This window comes from Flavobacterium supellecticarium (genome assembly GCF_004801375.1).
GTDB lineage: Bacteria > Bacteroidota > Bacteroidia > Flavobacteriales > Flavobacteriaceae > Flavobacterium > Flavobacterium supellecticarium.
This window is the reverse complement of sequence record NZ_SSNZ01000007.1, coordinates 34,273-54,213: the sequence shown is the minus strand read 5'-3', so window position 1 is coordinate 54,213 and position 19,941 is coordinate 34,273. Positions and strand designations below refer to the sequence as shown.

General features: G+C 39.4%; 17 protein-coding genes and 1 tRNA gene. 8 read left to right on the top strand and 10 right to left on the bottom strand.

Annotated features, from left to right (window positions below):
• Positions 1 to 3: 3 nt before the first annotated feature.
• The 5 genes from E6C50_RS13535 to E6C50_RS13515 form a co-directional block, all read right to left on the bottom strand.
• Entirely contained in the window at positions 4 to 1,338 is a 1,335-nt protein-coding gene (locus tag E6C50_RS13535) for a deoxyguanosinetriphosphate triphosphohydrolase (protein WP_136403869.1), read from the bottom strand.
• A 33-nt stretch (positions 1,339 to 1,371) separates the two neighbouring features.
• Positions 1,372 to 2,082, bottom strand: coding sequence for an AAA family ATPase (locus E6C50_RS13530; protein WP_136403762.1), 711 nt, complete (start codon positions 2,080 to 2,082; stop codon positions 1,372 to 1,374).
• Positions 2,083 to 2,189: 107 nt separating this feature from the next.
• Entirely contained in the window at positions 2,190 to 4,571 is a 2,382-nt protein-coding gene (locus tag E6C50_RS13525; RefSeq protein ID WP_136403761.1) for a ribonucleoside-diphosphate reductase subunit alpha, read from the bottom strand.
• Between the two features lie 94 nt (positions 4,572 to 4,665).
• Positions 4,666 to 5,643, bottom strand: a complete 978-nt coding sequence (locus E6C50_RS13520; protein ID WP_136403760.1) for a ribonucleotide-diphosphate reductase subunit beta — start codon at positions 5,641 to 5,643, stop codon at positions 4,666 to 4,668.
• Positions 5,644 to 5,918: 275 nt separating this feature from the next.
• Entirely contained in the window at positions 5,919 to 6,485 is a 567-nt protein-coding gene (locus E6C50_RS13515) for a DUF3109 family protein (protein ID WP_136403759.1), read from the bottom strand.
• A gap of 205 nt (positions 6,486 to 6,690) precedes the next feature.
• Here E6C50_RS13515 and E6C50_RS13510 point away from each other — a divergent pair, with 205 nt between their 5' ends.
• From E6C50_RS13510 to E6C50_RS13500, 3 genes are all read left to right on the top strand, one after another.
• Positions 6,691 to 7,266, top strand: coding sequence for a MarC family protein (locus E6C50_RS13510; RefSeq protein WP_136403758.1), 576 nt, complete (start codon positions 6,691 to 6,693; stop codon positions 7,264 to 7,266).
• A gap of 63 nt (positions 7,267 to 7,329) precedes the next feature.
• Positions 7,330 to 7,530 carry a hypothetical protein gene (locus E6C50_RS13505; protein ID WP_136403757.1) on the top strand — a complete coding sequence of 67 codons (201 nt, stop codon included), beginning with the start codon at positions 7,330 to 7,332 and terminating at the stop codon, positions 7,528 to 7,530.
• 3 nt (positions 7,531 to 7,533) lie between these two features.
• Complete coding sequence (locus tag E6C50_RS13500; RefSeq protein WP_136403756.1) at positions 7,534 to 8,142, top strand: FAD-dependent oxidoreductase; 609 nt, start codon at positions 7,534 to 7,536, stop codon at positions 8,140 to 8,142.
• Positions 8,143 to 8,168: 26 nt separating this feature from the next.
• Here the strand turns inward: E6C50_RS13500 and E6C50_RS13495 are convergent, their stop codons facing one another.
• The 3 genes from E6C50_RS13495 to E6C50_RS13485 form a co-directional block, all read right to left on the bottom strand.
• A complete protein-coding gene (locus tag E6C50_RS13495) occupies positions 8,169 to 9,749 on the bottom strand; it encodes a S41 family peptidase (protein WP_136403755.1) in 1,581 nt (526 codons plus the stop codon).
• Between the two features lies 1 nt (position 9,750).
• Positions 9,751 to 10,179 carry a deoxycytidylate deaminase gene (locus tag E6C50_RS13490; RefSeq protein ID WP_136403754.1) on the bottom strand — a complete coding sequence of 143 codons (429 nt, stop codon included), beginning with the start codon at positions 10,177 to 10,179 and terminating at the stop codon, positions 9,751 to 9,753.
• A gap of 171 nt (positions 10,180 to 10,350) precedes the next feature.
• Positions 10,351 to 10,944: a HupE/UreJ family protein gene (locus E6C50_RS13485; RefSeq protein ID WP_136403753.1), complete on the bottom strand. Its 594-nt coding sequence runs from the start codon at positions 10,942 to 10,944 to the stop codon at positions 10,351 to 10,353.
• A 148-nt stretch (positions 10,945 to 11,092) separates the two neighbouring features.
• Here E6C50_RS13485 and E6C50_RS13480 point away from each other — a divergent pair, with 148 nt between their 5' ends.
• Positions 11,093 to 11,524, top strand: coding sequence for a tellurite resistance TerB family protein (locus E6C50_RS13480; protein ID WP_136403752.1), 432 nt, complete (start codon positions 11,093 to 11,095; stop codon positions 11,522 to 11,524).
• 74 nt (positions 11,525 to 11,598) lie between these two features.
• Here the strand turns inward: E6C50_RS13480 and fbp are convergent, their stop codons facing one another.
• The gene (gene fbp / locus E6C50_RS13475; RefSeq protein WP_136403751.1) at positions 11,599 to 12,606 is read right to left on the bottom strand and encodes a class 1 fructose-bisphosphatase; all 1,008 of its coding nucleotides are present in this window, start codon (positions 12,604 to 12,606) and stop codon (positions 11,599 to 11,601) included.
• A gap of 105 nt (positions 12,607 to 12,711) precedes the next feature.
• On the opposite strand from fbp, the gene E6C50_RS13470 reads away from it, so the two are divergent.
• The 4 genes from E6C50_RS13470 to E6C50_RS13455 all read left to right on the top strand — a co-directional run bounded on the left by E6C50_RS13470 (position 12,712) and on the right by E6C50_RS13455 (position 19,665).
• Positions 12,712 to 13,194 (top strand): GNAT family N-acetyltransferase, encoded by a 483-nt coding sequence (locus E6C50_RS13470; RefSeq protein WP_136403750.1) that lies wholly within the window; start codon positions 12,712 to 12,714, stop codon positions 13,192 to 13,194.
• Positions 13,195 to 13,237: 43 nt separating this feature from the next.
• Positions 13,238 to 14,491, top strand: a complete 1,254-nt coding sequence (locus E6C50_RS13465; protein WP_136403749.1) for an aspartate kinase — start codon at positions 13,238 to 13,240, stop codon at positions 14,489 to 14,491.
• Between the two features lie 132 nt (positions 14,492 to 14,623).
• Positions 14,624 to 18,046 carry a hypothetical protein gene (locus E6C50_RS13460; protein WP_136403868.1) on the top strand — a complete coding sequence of 1,141 codons (3,423 nt, stop codon included), beginning with the start codon at positions 14,624 to 14,626 and terminating at the stop codon, positions 18,044 to 18,046.
• 212 nt (positions 18,047 to 18,258) lie between these two features.
• Positions 18,259 to 19,665 carry a hypothetical protein gene (locus E6C50_RS13455; RefSeq protein WP_136403748.1) on the top strand — a complete coding sequence of 469 codons (1,407 nt, stop codon included), beginning with the start codon at positions 18,259 to 18,261 and terminating at the stop codon, positions 19,663 to 19,665.
• A 116-nt stretch (positions 19,666 to 19,781) separates the two neighbouring features.
• Here E6C50_RS13455 and E6C50_RS13450 read toward each other — a convergent pair.
• Positions 19,782 to 19,855: transfer RNA gene (locus E6C50_RS13450), tRNA-Ala, on the bottom strand.
• Positions 19,856 to 19,941: the final 86 nt, after the last annotated feature.

Sequence of the window (19,941 nt, the reverse complement as noted above, 5' to 3'; positions counted from 1 at the left end):
CACTTAACCTTTAATTATGTTAAAAATTTGTAAGGCTTTACCGTCAGTTAACATGGATATAAAATGACAGATGTGCATGAGTCGTTCGTACAGGCTCATTTTTTCGGTTACGAATTTTTCCGGAAGTAATTTTAGCAATAACTGATCGTAATTAGTAGCCGTTCCTTCAAACTTATTGTTATACGCCGTACAAAACTTATCCAGCAACGTATTGATCACCTGATACCCCATAATTTCTTTTTCGATCACATCGTTACTCTGGTAAATATTTTTTACGCTGATTTTAATGATATCATCCATCTGCGCTTTATACTGACTTTTATCCATCAATGCCATGTGGAATTTCCCTTGCAGAATCGCTTCTTCATTTTCGAGAAACACACGAACCGCATCGCTGATCAGACTACTAATAGCCAATGCACGCAGATAACTGATCCGATCTTCTTTTGTAATCAGGCTATTGTATTTCTTTCGATCCATAATATGACCGACCAGCTTCACCAGATATTCCAATGCAAAATCCTCCTCGACTAATCCCAGGTTAATTCCATCTTCAAAATCGATAATGGTATAGCAGATATCGTCGGCCGCTTCGACCAAAAACGCCAGCGGATGTCTTTCGAAACCGATAGCATCACCTTTTTTGTTGGAAAGAAGCCCTAACTCGGCCGCCACATCATTAAAAAACACTTTATCCGTCTGAAAAAAGCCAAATTTTTTATCCGCTATATTGGACGTTGGTTTTTTCGGCAAACTTTCTTTCGGATACTTCATAAAAGCCCCCAGAGTCGCATATGAAATCCGCAAACCACCTTCGTTACCCGGACGCGAACCTGTGAGCACCGAAAAACCATTGGCATTTCCTTCAAAATCGATCAGATCCTGCCATTCTTTATCTGCTAATTGTTCTTTATACTTTATTCCTTTCCCGGTTTTAAAGTATTCACCAATTGCTTTTTCACCCGAATGTCCAAAAGGTGGATTACCGATATCGTGTGCCAATGCCGCGGCTGCAACTATGGTTCCGAAATCGTTCATATGAAAACCGTGTACTTCTTTCAGATAGGGATATTTTTCGAGGATTTTTTTTCCTACCAAACGTCCCAGCGAACGCCCTACGACCGAAACCTCCAAACTATGCGTAAGTCGGGTATGTACGAAATCGGTTTTTGACAAGGGTATAACCTGCGTTTTATCCTGTAAACTCCGGAAAGCAGATGAAAAGATAATTCGATCGTAATCTACTTCAAAACCCAAACGGGTATCATCCTGTTCCTTACGCAAACGTTTGCTTGTATCGCCCTGTCTCTTTAGCGACAGTAATTGTTCCCAATGCATCATAGGAGTATATTTTTAATTCCCAACGGGATCTTAGTTATTTTGTTGTTTTTCGATTTCAGCCTGAATAATATTATTTTTTACCGCTGTAAACACATGATTTTTAGCTTCGGCAAACGACACGTCGTAAATCCGTTCCAACTTACAGAATTCGGCCGGATATTTCGACAACAGACTATTATAATACGTATCGAGTACGGCACGCGACGGCAGTGTAAACTCCAGTTTTAATTCAAATCTTCGCACCAAGGCCTCGTCAATCATTTGAATCTGGTTGGTTGCCGCGATGAGTATCGATTTTTTCGGGAAATTATCGATCAGCTGTAAGATCGCATTCACCACGCGTTTCATTTCGCTACTGTCTTTATTATCATAATCCCGTATTTGTCCCAACGAGTCGAACTCGTCAAAAAACAATACGGCACTTTCATACAGCACTTCTTTAAACAAGCCTTCGATATTTTTGGCGGTTTCACCCAATTTGGCCGAAACAATACTCGCCAGATTTACAATAATAATCTTTTTATCGAGCTTTTTGGCAATTGCTTTGGCCGTCATTGTTTTTCCGCAACCCGTTTTTCCGTATAACAGCATTTTATTCACCACCGGCAATTCATAGCGTTCCAATACTTCGCGGAAATGATATTCTTTTAAAAACTGGTTGATCTGTCCTGAAACAGCTTCATTAAAAACAACATCTTCCAGATTAACATTACTTCTGTCGGTAAAATATAAAGTACTCAAGCGATACGGTTTTAGTTAAGTTGTGAACAAATGTACAAATACAATTTATCTTAAAAAGGAAACAGCCATCTTAAAAGACAGCTGTTTTGTATATTGCTTTTTTCAGATTATGAACCACACATTTCACAATCGTCCGGTTCTGCATTTCGGGAACGTTCCAACATCGCGCGGAATTCATCTACAGCGATTTCTTCCTGTTTTGCCGGTGTTTCCTGCTTCACCTCGTTGTTTAATGTAAACTTAATTGCATCGACAGCACTCTTCGTTCTCAGGTAGTACATTCCTGTTTTTAAACCGGACTGCCAAGCGTAGAAATGCATTGATGTTAATTTTGCAAAAGTAGCACCTTCCATAAACAGGTTTAACGATTGCGACTGATCGATAAAGTAACCCCGCTGACGGGACATATCAATAATATCCTTCATACTCATTTCCCAAACCGTTTTGTACAGTTCTTTAATATCCTGAGGAATGATATCGATATTCTGAATCGATCCGTTAGCACGCATGATTTCCTGTTTCAGGCTTTCGTTCCACAAGCCCAGATTTACCAAATCCTGCAACAAGTGTTTGTTTACCACGATAAACTCACCCGATAATACACGACGGGTATAAATATTGGAGGTATACGGTTCGAAAGCTTCGTTATTTCCTAAGATTTGTGATGTTGAAGCTGTTGGCATCGGCGCCATCAACAAGGAGTTACGGACTCCGTTTTGCATCACTTCTTTTCGCAGGCTTGCCCAATCCCAACGACCGCTTAAATCATCATCATTCAATCCCCAAAGATTGTACTGGAATTCTCCTTTTGAAATCGGAGAACCCTCGAAAGTTGAATATGGTCCTTCTTCTTTTGCCATTTCCATCGATGCGGTAAGCGCAGCGAAATACATGGTTTCGAAAATTTCCTGATTCAGCTTTTTAGCGGCATCGCTCGTAAACGGCATACGCAATAAGATAAAAGCATCGGCCAGACCTTGTACGCCCAATCCAACCGGACGGTGACGCATATTAGAATTTTCAGCTTCTTTAACAGGATAGTAATTCCTGTCGATTACTTTATTCAGGTTACGGGTTACGCGTTTGGTCACATCGTAAAGTAGTGTATGATTGAATTCTCCGTTTTCCACAAACATCGGAAGTGATATGGAAGCCAGATTACAAACCGCAATTTCGTCGGCTGAAGTATATTCCAGAATCTCGGTACAAAGATTCGAAGAACGGATCGTCCCCAGGTTTTTCTGGTTTGATTTACGGTTGGCTGCATCCTTATAAAGCATGTATGGCGTACCGGTTTCGATTTGTGATTCCAGGATTTTCTCCCAAAGCTCGCGGGCTTTTATGGTTTTTCTACCTTTACCGGCATTTTCATACGCGATATACATCGCGTCAAATTCGTCCCCATATACATCGTATAATCCTGGACATTCGTTCGGACACATCAACGTCCATTGTCCATCTTCCTGAACGCGTTTCATGAACAAATCGTTCATCCACATCGCATAGAAAAGATCACGTGCACGCATTTCTTCTTTTCCGTGGTTTTTACGTAAATCCAGGAAATCGAAGATATCGGCATGCCATGGCTCTACATAAATTGCAAAACTACCTTTACGTTTTCCACCACCTTGATCAACATATCGTGCGGTATCGTTAAACACACGCAACATCGGTACAATACCGTTAGATGTTCCGTTTGTTCCTCTGATATACGAACCGGTAGCCCGTACATTATGGATTGACAAACCGATTCCTCCGGCCGATTGCGAGATCTTAGCCGTATGTTTTAGGGTATCGTAAATTCCGTCGATACTATCATCCTGCATGGTTAACAGGAAACAAGACGACATTTGTGGTTTTGGTGTTCCGGCATTAAACAACGTTGGCGTTGCATGCGTAAAGAACTTTTTCGACATCAATTCGTAGGTCTCGATAGCCGATTCGATATCATTAAGGTGAATCCCTACGGAAACACGCATTAACATATGTTGCGGACGTTCCACAATTTGCCCGTTGATACGCAACAAATAGGAACGCTCCAAAGTTTTAAATCCGAAATAATCGTAGTTAAAATCCCGGTTATAGATAATTGTGGAATCCAATCGTTCGGCATTGGCCATGATCACTTCATAAACCTCATCCGAAATCAACGGTGATTCCTGATTGGTTCTCGGATTTACGTACTGATACATATCCGTCATCGTTTCCGAGAATGATTTTTTGGTATTTTTGTGCAGGTTCGACACGGCAATTCGCGCGGCCAACTGTGCAAAATCCGGGTGTGAAACCGTCATTGACGCTGCTGTTTCGGCAGCCAGGTTATCCAGTTCTGATGTGGTTACACCATCGTATAAACCTTCAATAACTCGCATAGCTACTTTTACAGGATCAACCAAATCGTTTAATCCATAGCATAGAATTCTAACTCTGTCTGTAATCTTATCAAACATTACAGGCTCACGTCGTCCGTCTCTTTTTACTACATACATCGTATTGAAAATTTATGAATTGATACAAATAATTTTACAGAAAACACATTGGTTTTCGTTCCAATCGCCATTTAGCATGGTCAATTACAGTTCTTTAAAAATCAGCGTCGAAGCTAATTTTTTGCGAGTCGGTATCTTTATTTAATACACCCGCTTTCTGGTATTCGGACACCCTTTTTTCGAAGAAATTGGTTTTCCCTTGTAACGAGATCATATCCATAAAGTCAAAAGGATTGCTCGCGTTATATACTTTTTCACAACCCAGCTCCACCAACAATCTGTCGGCTACAAACTCCAGGTATTGTGTCATTAGTGTGGCATTCATTCCGATTAAACTAACCGGCAATGATTCGGTAATAAATTCTCTTTCAATATTTAATGCATCGGTGATAATTTCCACAATTCTGTCTTTCGGTACTTTGTTCACCAAATGGTGGTTGTGCAAGTGAACCGCGAAATCGCAATGCACCCCTTCGTCTCTTGAAATTAATTCATTCGAGAACGTAAGACCCGGCATCAAACCACGTTTTTTCAACCAGAAAATGGAACAGAACGCTCCGGAGAAGAAGATTCCTTCCACGGCCGCAAACGCAATTAATCTTTCGGCAAACGAATCGGATTCAATCCAACGTAACGCCCAATCTGCTTTTTTACGGATGGCAGGAAAGACATCCAAAGCATGGAACAATTCATTTTTTTCAGCCTCGTCTTTCACATAGGTATCAATCAAAAGAGAATACGTCTCACTATGAATGTTTTCCATCATAATCTGGAATCCGTAGAAAAACTTCGCTTCCGGATATTGTACTTCGTTTACAAAGTTTTCCGCAAGATTTTCATTTACGATACCGTCGGAAGCTGCGAAGAATGCCAAAATATGTTTGATAAAATATTTTTCGTCGTCGTTTAACTTTGTATTCCAGTCGGTCAAATCCTGATGCAAGTCAATTTCTTCTGCCGTCCAAAAGCTAGCCTCCATTTTTTTATACCAATCCCAGATATCGTGGTGTTTGATTGGAAAAATAACAAAACGGTCTTTATTCTCTTGCAAAATTGGTTCGATCACCGACATAGTACATTGACTTTTAAAAGATTAATTTTATGTTTTTCTTTAGAAAAACACACTACAAAGATTGGTATTTGAAACGGAAAAAGAAAGACAAATCGAGTCAAACTTATTCACAATTAGGACGAGTTTTTAACAAGCGAAGAAAATTCTTTCAAGCTATGTTTAAAAACCTATATTTTTGAAAAACAACACATTACAAAATAACGTAATGTTAAAAAAAGAAGCCACACCAGTGTCAACACACCTGATTAAAGCCTTTCCGAAAAAAAACAGTCAACCTACTTTTTAAGTTCTTCGGCCACCTTTTCAAGTTCGCTATACCATTCCGGCCCGAACTTACGAACCAGTGCTTCTTTTACGAATTTATACACCGGAACCTCCAACTCTTTTCCAAGCGAGCAAGCATCGTCACAGATATGCCATTTATGGTAATTCACCGCAGCAAAATCGGAAAAGTCTTTAACCCGTATCGGGTACAAATGACAGGAAACCGGTTTTTTCCAATCGACCAGACCCTGGTTGTACGCCTGTTCAATACCACAAAGTGCCGTTGGTCCATCAAAAATAACATACGCGCAATCCGCTCCGTCAATCAGCGGTGTTTCCAGTTCGCCATCCGAACCTACGATCGAGGTTCCCTGCGCTTCGATTGCAGCAACACCTTCGGGACGTAAAAACGGTTTTACGATAGGATAAATTTTTTCCAGAATCGCGACTTCACTTTGATCAAGTGGCGCACCGGCATCACCATCTACACAACAAGCTCCCTTACAAGCCGACAGATTACACACAAATTCTTTTTCAAGAATTTCTTCAGACACGATGGTTTTCCCTAACTGAAACATTATACTCGGAATTCATTAATTAGCCGACAAAGGTACAAATTAATACGGATTTTAAAACGCTACTAAAACCTCACTTTAATTACGAAATAAGCAATAAAAAAAGACATTTGTAGGTCAATTTTATTTTTATGTTAAAAATTAACCCTATTTTTAGATTTTTTGTTATAAATTTATATAATTTTGCAGTCTTAAAAAAATAATAGGTATGGGATTCGATTGGAAAGAATTTTTTACGGTAGGAATGGTTTTATTTGCGGTGATCGATATTTTCGGAAGCATCCCGATTATTGTTGATTTACGCAATAAAGTAGGCCATATACAATCTGAAAAAGCCTCTATAGTTGCGGCTGTCATCATGATTTCTTTTCTTTTTGTGGGAGATGAAATTTTAAAACTTATCGGAATCGATGTCAACTCGTTTGCCGTAGCCGGTTCGTTTGTATTATTTTTTCTGGCACTGGAAATGATCTTAGGCATCACACTTTATAAAGACGATGCACCCAATACGGCATCCATTGTACCCATCGCCTTTCCTTTAATTGCCGGAGCCGGAACGATGACTACTTTATTATCATTGCGTTCGGAATATCAGACGATCAACATTATCTTAGGCATTCTGGCCAACATTCTAATCGTATACCTGGTTTTAAAATCATCATCCCGAATCGAAAAAACATTGGGTAAAAACGGGCTAGGCGTTATCCGTAAGGTATTTGGTGTTGTTCTTTTAGCCATCGCTGTTAAATTATTCGCAGCTAATGTTAAAGGTCTGTTTGTTTAAGCAGATTTTTACTAATTTCACCGCCATAATTTAACTACTCGTAGTTCTTTTTTTTTATTTACAATGAAAATTTTCTCATACATACTAATCGCTGCCGCGTTGGGGTTAATTATTTTTAACCTGACCCTATTGGATTTTTCGAATCTTTTTGAAGGCAACAGTTTAGTGGCGTTAATCGGCATTGTGGCCTCATTATGCGCTGTTTGTATTTTATTAATCTTCAAGATGTCGAAAGCCATCGAAGAAAAAACAAAAGGAAACTAAGACATGTTTGATGTTTTGCTAATTGGTGGCGGTGTAGCCGGGGTTTCGTGTGCCCTTATATTAGGGTCGGCTCAAAAAAAGAGTTTTGTAACCGATAAAAAAATAGGCATTATCACCCACCAGAAAGCGTCGTCATTACAAGACGCACTATTCAATAACGCTTATGGTATTCCGGCAGGAAAACCGGGTTCGGAAATTCTAACCGAAAGCACCGATCATCTGGCACAAACCTACCCGCATATTATACAAATTCCGGACGAAAAAGTCATCAAAGTCGAAGGAACATCAGGTGACTTTACCGTAACGACAAACAAAGGCTCTTATAAAACCCGCGCAATTGTTGTCGCCATCGGATCCTCCAACCTTTTCGGAATAGAAGGCCTGGAACACTATATTGAACCGCATCGCAAAGCGCTACCGGAAAAGAATCGTATCCAGCTTAAAAACAATGATCATCTTGTAGCCGACGGTATTTATGTAGCCGGGACGCTGGCCGGATGGAGAAGTCAGCTTGCGATAGCCGCCGGAAGTGGTGCATCGGTAGCAACCGACCTCCTAACGTTATGGAACAACGGAATTGAAACCCACTCTCACGACAGTATACGAAAATAAAAAAGGAGCCCAGGCTCCTTTTTATGTTATTTTTTAGCAGCTTCAAACACCGCTTTAATCATCGGATCTTCTTTTAAAACCAACTGATAATAATGTTGCTCATCAAATAACTGGCGTACAAATTCGGCAGCCAGATATTGTTTGACCTTATCTTTGTTTTTATCCAGATTAAAAATAAGCCCACTTTTCGACAAATGCTTACGGAAACCATCGTAATAAAAATCGGTATTTTTCACCTTACTTTCCACTTGCGGAATCGTTAACTTTTGAAATTGCGATCTTTCATGATCCAGTTCTTCAAAAACAAAATAACTCACGATTCCAGATTGCATGATCATATTCAATGCCTCATCGCCATGTTTTCCTTCCATCGGAACAAAAATATCCGGAATGATACCGCCGCCGCCATAAACCGTTTTTCCTTTTTTGGTTTTAAACTTCAAACTATCCGCAACTTTGATACTATCAAAAGCGTATAATTCACCATTTTCAAAACGTTTTTCAAAATCACCGTAATAGGCTTCCAGACCTTTGTTATACGGTTTTTGGATCGATCGTCCCGAAGGCGTATAATAACGCGCCACCGTTAAACGAACAGCAGAACCATCTCCCAACGGCATTTCCCGTTGCACCAGTCCTTTTCCGAACGATCTTCTTCCCACAATCAGTCCGCGGTCGTTATCCTGAATCGCTCCGGCTAAAATTTCACTTGCCGACGCACTGTTTTCATCGATCAGAATATATAGTTTTCCGTTTTCAAAACTTCCTTTCGAAGTAGCATTACTAATATCCTCCACTCCTTTTCGGTTTTTGATTTTAACGATTTGCTCTTTATCTTTCAGGAATTCGTCTGCAATTTCCACCGCGCGTTCCATATAGCCACCACCATTATTGCGTACATCGACAATAAGTTCCTGCACACCGGCTGCTTTAAGCTTTGACAATCCCTGATGAAATTCTTTAAAAGTGGTCTCAGCAAAACGATTAATTTTAATATATCCGATTTTATCATTGAGCATTAAAGCCACATCCACGCTTTTGATTGGCACCAAATCGCGGGTCACATTAACTTTAAACTTTTTGTTTTCCGTTTTTCTAAAAATGGTCAGCTCTACTTTGGATCCTCTTTCTCCTTTGAGTTTTGAAAAAAGCGTGTCGTTGGATATTTTCTTTCCAAACAACTTGGTATTACCGGCAAACAGAATACGATCGCCCGCACGGATTCCGGCTCTTTCAGAAGGTCCGCCGGCAATGGGTTTGATAACCGCTACCGAATCTTTATAGGTATAAAAATTAACACCGATTCCCACAAAGTCACCTTTCATACTTTGCGCCACGGATTCAAACTCGTTTTTAGCAATATAAACCGAATGCGGATCGAGTTTTTCGAGAATACCGTTTACAGTAAGATCCACAATCGAATCGGTATTGACCTCATCAACATATTCGTTATTGATAAAATCCAGTAGCTTATTGAGTTTATTTTTACTCGCGTTTGAAGAAAAATTCGCCGTTGGAGCCGAAAAGTTAAGATAGCCCCCAATAAGCACACCCACTGCGAGTGCCGTAGTGATTATTACCGGCAAGTATATTTTTTTAATTTTCATACTAATCCAAATCAGCAATATGCTCTACCTCAACACCTGCTTTTCTTAGAAAATCAAGTCCTTCTTCATCTTTATAGCCCTGATAATAAACAACCCGTTTAATTCCGGATTGATGAATCAGTTTACTACAATCCTTACAAGGCGACAAGGTAATATATAAGGTTGCTCCTTCGCAGGATTGAGTGGATCGCGCCACTTTCGAAATGGCATTCGCTTCGGCATGCAACACATACCATTTGGTATAACCATCATCGTCTTCGCAGCAATTCTCAAATCCGGATGGCGTTCCGTTATAACCGTCGGATATAATCATACGATCTTTTACAATGATGGCACCAACCTGTTTTCTTTTACAATACGACAACAGGCTCCATTCTTTAGCAATTCTCAGGTAGGCCTTATCGTATTTATTCCGTTTTTGTTCTTTCATTCAATGTATTAGTTACTTGTAAACCATCACAAAAGGTAATGACCTATCCCTATAGCCCTGATGGGAGCGACATCCTTGTTGCACCAACACGATATAGCGGACAGCAGGAATACGGAATACAAAAATACACAAACGTTTCGCTACTGATACTGAAAAGGTAAGCATTTTTTTTTAGCGATTCCAAATTTCACTACTTATGATCATCGGTAATACCACACCGATCACAAAAGCCGACATAACCAGTGTCCAGTCGCGTTTGGAAAAGCGGAAAAAAGTCTGAATAATATAGGAAAGGATTAACACTACCAACACCACAATAATTTGTGCTGTTTCAATACCCAATGCGAATTCGAGTAACGGCAGTAATTTATCGGATGCAGCGCCCGGCAATATGGTTTTAAAGTAATTGGAAAAACCCAATCCATGAATAATTCCAAAGAAAAGCGTTACGAAAGCCACAAAACTGACACTTTCGTTTTTGGATGACTTTCCGGCGGTAAACAAATGAAATAATGCCGTCACCAAAATGGTAATCGGTATCAGAAACTCGACCAGATTGGCCTTAATATATACGATTCCATACACCGATAACATGAGCGACAAGGTATGTCCCAAAGTAAAAAGCGTCACGAGTAACAACACCCGCTTCCAGTCTTTAAACGCATAGGGAACCACCAAAGCGATCAGGAACAAAACATGATCATAAGCATTGATATCGAGCACATGGCGTAATCCGATGTTAAAGTATATCCAAAATTCTGACATAGTATTTCTTTTAATTTGACTTGGGAATCCAAACTTACAATTATTTTTGATATTTCTATACTCTGCCAACAAAAGCCGACATTTTGTTTTAACAGGATAGGAAATAAAGTATATTTGTACCTGTACAACACCATTTAATTGTAAAAATATGTCATTTTCAGATTTATTTGATAGCGAATTTAAGTCCCGTAACAAAGGCCACTTTTCAGCTATCGTACGAGTTGCTCTTGCAGACGGCGACCTGACTCAGGAAGAAAGAAACTTCTTAGACAAGTTGGCTATTCAGTTGGAGATTTCGAAAGAGGAGTATGAAGAAATTCTGGAGAATCCTTTAAAATATCCGATTAACCCTCCTTATTTATACACACAACGTTTAGAGCGTTTGTATGATTTATCCCGTATGGTTTATGCAGATCATATTCTGGGTCCGAAACAAAAAGAAATTCTGATGCGTTTCGTTTTGGCATTAGGCTTTACACCAAGTAACGCTTCATATATTGTAGACAAAGCGTTTTCGTTATTGCTTTTAAATGTAGACCTGGACACGTTTATATACGAAATGCAAAACATGAACAAATAATCCGTTTTTACCGAATAAAAAAGTCCTGAAAATTCAGGACTTTTTACTTTATAGACCTGTCAGGTCTTATCTTATTACGTCGCGTTGGTCATAAATTCTTCCGCTTTTTCCACCATGTTCCGACTTCCGCAGAAAAACGGTACCCGTTGATGCAATTCCGTTGGCTTAATTTCAAGGATACGATCAAAACCATCGGATGCTTTTCCTCCGGCCTGTTCGGCGATAAAAGCCATTGGATTGCATTCGTATAACAAACGCAATTTTCCATTTGGCGCTTTGGAACTGGTCGGATAAATATAAACCCCTCCTTTGATCATGTTTCTATGAAAATCGGACACCAAACTTCCGATATAACGCGATGTATACGGACGATCCCCTTCTTCCAACTGACAATATTTGATATAATCTTTAACCCCTTGTGGGAAATGAATATAATTCCCTTCGTTAATCGAATAGATTTTTCCGTCCGGCGCATATTTCATATTCGGGTGCGACAGGTAAAATGTACCGATAGCCGGGTTTAATGTAAAACCGTTTACGCCGTGACCGGTTGTATACACCAACATGGTCGACGTACCATAGATTACATAACCTGCTGCTACCTGATTTACGCCCGGTTGTAGAAAATCTTCCAGTGTTACCGGCGTTCCCATAGGTGTGATTCTGCGGTAAACCGAGAAAATGGTTCCCACCGATACGTTTACATCAATATTGGACGATCCATCCAACGGATCCATTAACACTACATATTTGTTATTATGACTGGCATCTTTTCCCTGTACGGTAATAAAATCGTCGTTTTCTTCGGACGCGATTCCGCAGACAATCTCACGATTGATCAACGTTTGAATAAAAACCTCATTGGCATATACATCCAGTTTTTGCTGATCTTCGCCCTGAATATTCTGTTCCCCGGCCGCTCCTACGATATCGACCAAACCAGCTTTATTTACTTTGTGGCTCACCACCTTTGCCGCCAGACGAATGGAATTGATAATTCGGGACAATTCCCCGGATGAGTACTTGAATTCTTCCTGTTTTTCAATGATAAACTCACCTAACGTTTTATTGCGATCTTTCATTATTTATTAGAGTTGTTGTTGTGTTTTCGAGTACAAATATCGCTATTTTTGTGCAATGCCAGTATATTTTATTCCGGCAATAACAAAACACTTAATTTCCGTAAAATGAATATCCGAATAGGACAAAAAGAAGATATGCCGGCGGTACTCGGGCTGATCCGCGAACTGGCTGTATTTGAAAAAGAACCCGATGCCGTAGTAGTTACCGTAGACGAACTGATACGCGACGGTTTTGGTGAAAACCCACTTTTTAAAACCTTTATCGCCGAAGTCGACCATGAGATAGTTGGTATGGCTTTATTCTACTATCGCTATTCAACCTGGAAAGGCAAAACGATTCATCTGGAAGATCTGATTGTAAATGAAAAAATGCGCGGCACCGGATTGGGACATGCTTTATATGCAGAAGTAATCAAACAAGGTAAAAAAGACAATGTTCGTCGTATCGAATGGGCCGTACTGGATTGGAACCAAAATGCGATTGACTTTTACGAAAAATCGGGTGCAAAAGTTTTAAAAGACTGGTACGTCGTACAAATGGACGAAGCCGGAATCAGTAATTTCACAAACAGCTTACTGCCGCGTTAAAGCGACTGTAATCACACTATTATACAGGTCTAATTTTTAAACAATGAGAGTATTCAAATTTGGTGGCGCCTCTGTAAAAGACGCCAGTAGTATTAAAAACGTATACGACGTTTTGCAAAAAGTAGGTTTTGACGATGTTCTTCTGGTTGTTTCGGCAATGGGGAAAACCACAAACGCTTTAGAAGTGGTTATAAAGAACTATTTTGATAAATCGGCGGAGCTCAAGGCTTCCATTCAGGAAGTCAAGAAATACCACAACCAGATTTTACTGGATTTGTTTGAAGACGAAAAACACGAGGTCTTTACAGCGGTAAACCGGCATTTTACGGATATGGAGTATTTTCTCGGCAGCAACAAATCGCCCAACTACAACTTTGTATACGATCAGATTGTCGGGTATGGCGAAATTGTATCGACTAGCATTCTGAGCTATTATTTTAACCATAGCGGCATTAAAAACCAATGGGTGGACGTACGTAATTTGATCAAAACAGATAATACCTATCGTGATGCGATTGTCGATTGGGAATTAACGCAGAAAACCATTTCCAAAAACATCAAAAAGAGTGTACTGAATATTACCCAGGGATTTTTAGGTTCGGATGAAAACAATTTTACAACTACCCTGGGACGGGAAGGTTCCGATTATACGGCGGCTATTTTTGCCTATTGTCTGAATGCCGAAAGCGTAACGATCTGGAAAGACGTACCGGGTGTTTTAAATGCCGATCCGCGGTATTTTGAAAACGCAGTCCTTCTAAATCAGATTTCTTATCGCGAAGCCATTGAATTGGCATTTTACGGAGCTTCGGTAATTCACCCGAAAACCTTACAACCGCTACAAAAAAAGGAAATTCCGTTATATGTAAAGTCGTTTGTCAACCCATTATTACCGGGAACCAGTGTTTCCAAAGGAGCCGATCTGGAACCACAGACTTCCTGCTTTATCGTTAAGAAAAACCAGTTGTTGATTTCCCTGTCATCCATTGATTTTTCGTTTATCATGGAAGAAAACATCAGTGCGATTTTCGGATTATTCCATCAATACAAAATAAAAGTGAGCCTGATCCAGAATACGGCGATTAGTTTTTCCGTTTGCATTGAAGACAAGTTTAATCATTTCAACGAACTAAAAGCGGCACTCTCTAAAAAATTCAAAGTGACCTATAACGAAAATGTATCCTTGTACACAATTCGTCATTTCACAGACAAAGCGGTACAAATGGTCGAAAAAGACAAAACGGTACTGGTAAAACAAATGAGCCGTGAGACGATGCAGATCATCACTAAAGAATAAATAAAACCGCAAACCGGTAAAAGGAACAGCCAAACAAGGGTTCTTTTTACCGGTTTTTTCGGCTTACACTTCCCGCTTTTTAAAATTTCTATTGAAATTACACTACTTTTGGCATTTTGGAGTTATATCTGTATGCTGAAAAAATGGATTTTGATTCTGGTATTGTTTTGTGTTTCCGGCCTTTATGCCCAGGAAATTGAAACGCCCTATAAATCCAAAAAAATCCGGGTAACCCAGGATACCATTGCGATTGACAACGTTAGCATCAACAAAGCTTTTTTTAAAGTATTGGATAAAGCCGGAAATGAAATTGACACCACCTATTATGCCGTCGATTTTCAGAAAGGCAAATTGCATTTCAGAAATAATTTCCAAAGTAGCGACACACTAACCGTCCGCTATTTAAAATTCCCGGAATACCTCACTAAAAAATATACGATTTACGATCCGTCGCGCGTAGTGAGCAACGGAAATGGCCAGCAATTATACACCATTAAAAGAGAACCGGTTAACAACTTTAAACCGTTCGACGGATTAAACACGTCCGGAAGCATCACCCGAGGTATCACGATTGGAAACAATCAGAACACCGTTTTAAATTCCAATCTTGACTTACAAATCACCGGAAAAATTTCCGACAAAGTAAGCCTTCGCGCGTCGATTCAGGACAGCAACATTCCATTACAGGAAGGTGGTTATTCGCAGAAACTGGACGAATTCGATCAGATTTTTATCGAATTATTTTCCGATAAATGGAATGTCCGTGCCGGAGACTTATTTTTAGAAAACCGACAATCCCGTTTTCTGAATTTCAACAAAAAAGTACAGGGATTATCCACACATTTTACCTTTGGCGACACGGGTAGCAAAACCGATATTTTCGCAGCCGGAGCCTTGGTTCGCGGACAATATACCCGCAGTACCTTTGTGGGACAAGAAGGCAATCAGGGACCCTATAAACTTAAAGGCCCGAATGGCGAATTATACGTATTGGTTATCTCCGGATCCGAACGGGTTTATGTGAATGGAATCCTATTGAAACGCGGTGAAAGCAACGATTATATTATCGACTATAATGCAGGTGAGATCCGTTTTACGTCCTTATTTCCGATCACTTCCGAAATGCGGATCAACATCGAATACCAATATACCGATCGAAATTACACCCGATATGTGGCTTATGGTGGCGTAACCCACGAACGCGACACCTGGAGTGTAGGTGGATTTTTGTATTCCGAAAGCGATATTAAAAGTCAGCCGTTACAACAAAACCTATCGGCCGAGCAAATTCAGATCTTGAGCGAGGCCGGGAACGATCCCTCCAAGATGAATGCCCCTTCGGCTTATCCGGACAGCTATTCCGAAAACAAAATCCTGTATAAAAAAGTCATCGTTAACGGTGTGACCACCTATGTGTATTCCAACAATCCACAGGACGAATTGTACAACGTTCGCTTTACCTTAGTTGGCAACAATCAGGGAAATTATATTCTGGCCAACAACCAGGCCGTTGGCCGTATCTATGAATATATCGCACCGTTAAACGGCATTCCGCAGGGAAACTACGAACCGATTGTTCGACTGGTGGCACCAACGAGTATTCAGATTGCAACCTTCCTTGGAAAATTTAATCCCAGTGAAAAAACACTCGTTGACTTTGAAATCGGTTTAAGCAACAACGACAAAAACTTATTCTCAAATATCGATGATCAGGACAATCAAGGATTAGCCGGACGCTTTAACGTCAAACAACGGCTATGGTCCAAACGTTGGGAAATAGACGGTTTTGCAAACTATCAGTTTGTACAGCAGAAATTCAAAACCATCGAACGTCTTTTCAGTATCGAATTTGACCGCGACTGGAACCTGACGAATCCACTTGGTGATCAAAGCCTATTGGTTTCGGGATTAAATTTCCGTTTACCACAAACAACCCATTCCCGCAATAACGGTTTTGCGCGCTATCAATTGGAGAAACTCGATTTTTCCGAAAGCTTTTCCGGAACCCGTCATGTGATCGAAGGTCAATTTCAACTGGATAAATGGACGTTTCGAAACAACAGCAGTTTTCTAAATAGCAGCAGTACGTATTCCACTTCCAAATTTATCCGAAGTAATACCCAGGCCAAATATCATATTGGCAAAAACTGGGTTGGCGGTAGCGTACGTATGGAAAATAACGAAGAAAAAATAAAAGAAACCAACCAATTTACCGCCTTAAGTCAGCGGTTTAAAGAATTTGGTGCGTTTATGGGTCGTGGTGACAGTACAAAAGTTTATATGGAATTCGGGTATTTACAACGTACAAACGACAGTTTACAAAACGGCTTGCTCACCAAAGTCAATACATCTCGTTCCTATTATCTGAAATCGCGTTTACTACAAACTGAAAAAAGCGATTTATCGGTATTTGTCAACTACCGAAACTTGAAATACGAAGATCCGGCACGTGGTAGCGAACCTTCTTTAAACTCCCGTTTATTGTATAACGATCGTTATTTTAATCAATTGATTCAGGTTACAACCGCCTACGAAACCACTTCCGGGCGCATTGCCCAGCAGGAATTTACCTATTTACAGGTCGAACCCGGACAAGGGATTTATATGTGGAACGATTATAACGGCAACGGTATTCAGGAACTGGAGGAATTTGAGATTGCGCAATTCCCGGATCAGGCGAAATATGTCCGCGTATTTTTACCAAACCAGATTTTTATCAAAACCCATCAGAACAAATTTTCGCAATCGGTAACCTTAAACCCGAACCAATGGCAAAACGAAACCGGATTTCGAAAACTGTTATCGTATTTTTATAACCAGACGTCTTTTATCATCGATCGGAAAATCATCCGTAAAAGCGACAACTTCGATCTGAATCCTTTTTTTGGAAAAGACGACGACTTACTCGGACTCAATTCCAGTTTCCGAAACAGTTTGTTTTACAACCGCGGCAAACAGGATCATTCCGTGACCTATACTTTTTTGACCAATCGTTCGAAAAACTTACTATCGGTAGGCTCGCAGGAAAACACCAATTCGTCCCATCAGATTCAGTATGCGCATCTGGTTCAGAAAATCTGGCTGTTTGGATTTAACGGAAAAACCATCCAATCCAACACCTATTCCGAAAACTATGCGAGTCGGAATTTTGAATTAAAAGGCTATCAACTGGCACCCAAAGTATCCTATTTATTTTCCAAAAATGCCAGCTGGGATGTTTTCTACGAATACCAATTAAAAGAGAATAAAATATCCGATTTTGAAACACTGAACCAACAACGGATCGGAACGTCGTTTAGCTATGCCTCCGACAAACGTTTTACGATAAACGGAGAGTTATCCTACTATCAGAATAAATTTACCGGAAACGAACTATCGCCAGTGGCCTATCAGATGTTGGAAGGCCTACAGGCCGGTGAAAACCTAACCTGGCGACTACTTTTACAAAAAAACCTGACGCAATATCTGGACGTTAACCTCAACTACCAGGGACGTAAAAGCGAAACGAGTCAGACGATTCATACCGGGAATATCCAATTGCGGGCTTATTTTTAAAATTCAGACTAAAACTTCCAATTATTCATAATACTTTTTTTGTACCAGACATCAGTCTAAAACCAATTATCATTCTGATTTTCAAGACCACAAAACAAACACTAAAAAGAAGTATTATAAATTACCCTTTAAAGGCGCATACTCTGGGATCTGACAGCCTTTTGTAATAAAAATATTCTATTTTTGCCGCCAATTTAAAAAAACAAAAATTCATGCAAAGACTATTTTTTAGCATTGCTTTACTTACATCTCTTCTTTCATCGGCTCAAACCACTATTATCAATGAAAAAATAGAAAAAGACAACACCCCGATGGGCTTTGAGGTCTTATCCAAGCAAAACAAGTTGCTCCTCAAAAAAGGAAAAGCGTATGGTACTATCCGAGGAATTAACAAAGTAGAACTATATAGTTTTGACAACCCCAAACCAACAGAATTGGTTAAAGATGAGAAATTCTTACGCTTTATACCGTCACCATTTGACGACAACATCTATTCCGGTGATGGATTTAACACTGTGGGTTGGCAGACTGACACTAAAATTTACGACGGAAATAAAGTAATCGCTACAGTAGATGGAGACAAGAGACTCTTTCTTTTTTCAAAAGACTTTTCCTATGGTCTGGGAAATGAAAAAAACAAAATAGTTGACAATATTGAAAAGCATGATTTATTTTGGCATAAATACGACAACAAGCTAAAGAAAACGGAGGTTATCAAACTACAAAAACCTTCTTTTTTTAATAACGTAAATAAAAAGGACTACTATGATTTAGATGACCTTGCTTATAGAGCATACTATAACAAAAACTCTTTTGAGATCGCTACTAAATATATCAATAAGGACATTAAGTCTTTTGTCCTTCACAGGGCTATTTTTGATCTTAACGGGAAGAACATTAAAACCATAACGTACAATGTAAATATTGAAAAACCACTCATATTTTCGAATAATGGAGGTGGTAAAATGGATGTGAGTGCTCATGTATCATCCAACGCTCTTAAATTTGTTGATCAATTATCTATTAATAATTATCATTTAGATGAAGATACAAATGAGCTATACATTTATGGATTGTATGGAAAAAAAGACAAAAGGTTATACAATACTGACGTAGGCGGATATTATGTTGTTAAATTTGATGCCGAAGGAAAACTGCTATGGCAAAAAACGGAGGAATTTTCAGATGACGACCTAACGCATGATGCTTCTAAAACACGAATCAATCTTGGTTTTTCTATAGTGAACAAACAAGGGCATCTTTCCTTTTACCAACACTTCTCCAGAAAATTTTATTACTATAGCCAGATCGATTTAGCATCGGGAAATAGAATAAATTCAGCTAAAGTTCCATTCAGTGTTGATAAAATGTGGCAAATAGAACTTAGCCATACTCCGGTTTTAGCTTTTTTCACATTAAAAGAATACAAAAAATTAAAGTTTGATTTTACAACTTTGTATTTTAACGGTAGTAACAAAAAAGTTCAGGATTACCTGATCGAATTAAACAAATCATCGAAAAAAGAAATATCTGTTAATAGTGAAGCATCCGAAAAAGGGGTTTGGCTGATCGAATCCGATAATAACGATTATTATAAGGTTACTTTTTTTGAATTTTAAAAGATAAAAGTCTCTATTGGAGCAGTCTGAGTCGGAAGGAAATCTTCCGACTTTTTTTATACCTTGATTTCAAACAAAAAAACCTGCACTTTTCAGTACAGGTTTTTATTTTCCAGTGGAGAAGATGGGGCTCGAACCCACGACCTTTTGGCTGCCAGCCAAACGCTCTAGCCATCTGAGCTACATCCCCGTTTGAATTCGGGTACAAATATAGCTTTTTCGGAGAACCTACCAATACTTTGTGGCAAAAAGTGTAATTTTAAGGCAAATTATTTT

Coding starts and splice junctions, on each gene's coding strand:
- E6C50_RS13505 (WP_136403757.1), top strand. CDS start 7,330: ATGAAAATTTTCTCATACATACTAATCGCTGCCGCGTTGGGGTTAATT.
- E6C50_RS13510 (WP_136403758.1), top strand. CDS start 6,691: ATGGGATTCGATTGGAAAGAATTTTTTACGGTAGGAATGGTTTTATTT.
- E6C50_RS13500 (WP_136403756.1), top strand. CDS start 7,534: ATGTTTGATGTTTTGCTAATTGGTGGCGGTGTAGCCGGGGTTTCGTGT.
- E6C50_RS13490 (WP_136403754.1), bottom strand. CDS start 10,179: ATGAAAGAACAAAAACGGAATAAATACGATAAGGCCTACCTGAGAATT.
- E6C50_RS13470 (WP_136403750.1), top strand. CDS start 12,712: ATGAATATCCGAATAGGACAAAAAGAAGATATGCCGGCGGTACTCGGG.
- E6C50_RS13460 (WP_136403868.1), top strand. CDS start 14,624: ATGCTGAAAAAATGGATTTTGATTCTGGTATTGTTTTGTGTTTCCGGC.
- E6C50_RS13535 (WP_136403869.1), bottom strand. CDS start 1,338: ATGCATTGGGAACAATTACTGTCGCTAAAGAGACAGGGCGATACAAGC.
- E6C50_RS13520 (WP_136403760.1), bottom strand. CDS start 5,643: ATGTCGGTGATCGAACCAATTTTGCAAGAGAATAAAGACCGTTTTGTT.
- E6C50_RS13485 (WP_136403753.1), bottom strand. CDS start 10,944: ATGTCAGAATTTTGGATATACTTTAACATCGGATTACGCCATGTGCTC.
- E6C50_RS13515 (WP_136403759.1), bottom strand. CDS start 6,485: ATGTTTCAGTTAGGGAAAACCATCGTGTCTGAAGAAATTCTTGAAAAA.
- E6C50_RS13525 (WP_136403761.1), bottom strand. CDS start 4,571: ATGTATGTAGTAAAAAGAGACGGACGACGTGAGCCTGTAATGTTTGAT.
- E6C50_RS13495 (WP_136403755.1), bottom strand. CDS start 9,749: ATGAAAATTAAAAAAATATACTTGCCGGTAATAATCACTACGGCACTC.
- E6C50_RS13480 (WP_136403752.1), top strand. CDS start 11,093: ATGTCATTTTCAGATTTATTTGATAGCGAATTTAAGTCCCGTAACAAA.
- fbp (WP_136403751.1), bottom strand. CDS start 12,606: ATGAAAGATCGCAATAAAACGTTAGGTGAGTTTATCATTGAAAAACAG.
- E6C50_RS13465 (WP_136403749.1), top strand. CDS start 13,238: ATGAGAGTATTCAAATTTGGTGGCGCCTCTGTAAAAGACGCCAGTAGT.
- E6C50_RS13455 (WP_136403748.1), top strand. CDS start 18,259: ATGCAAAGACTATTTTTTAGCATTGCTTTACTTACATCTCTTCTTTCA.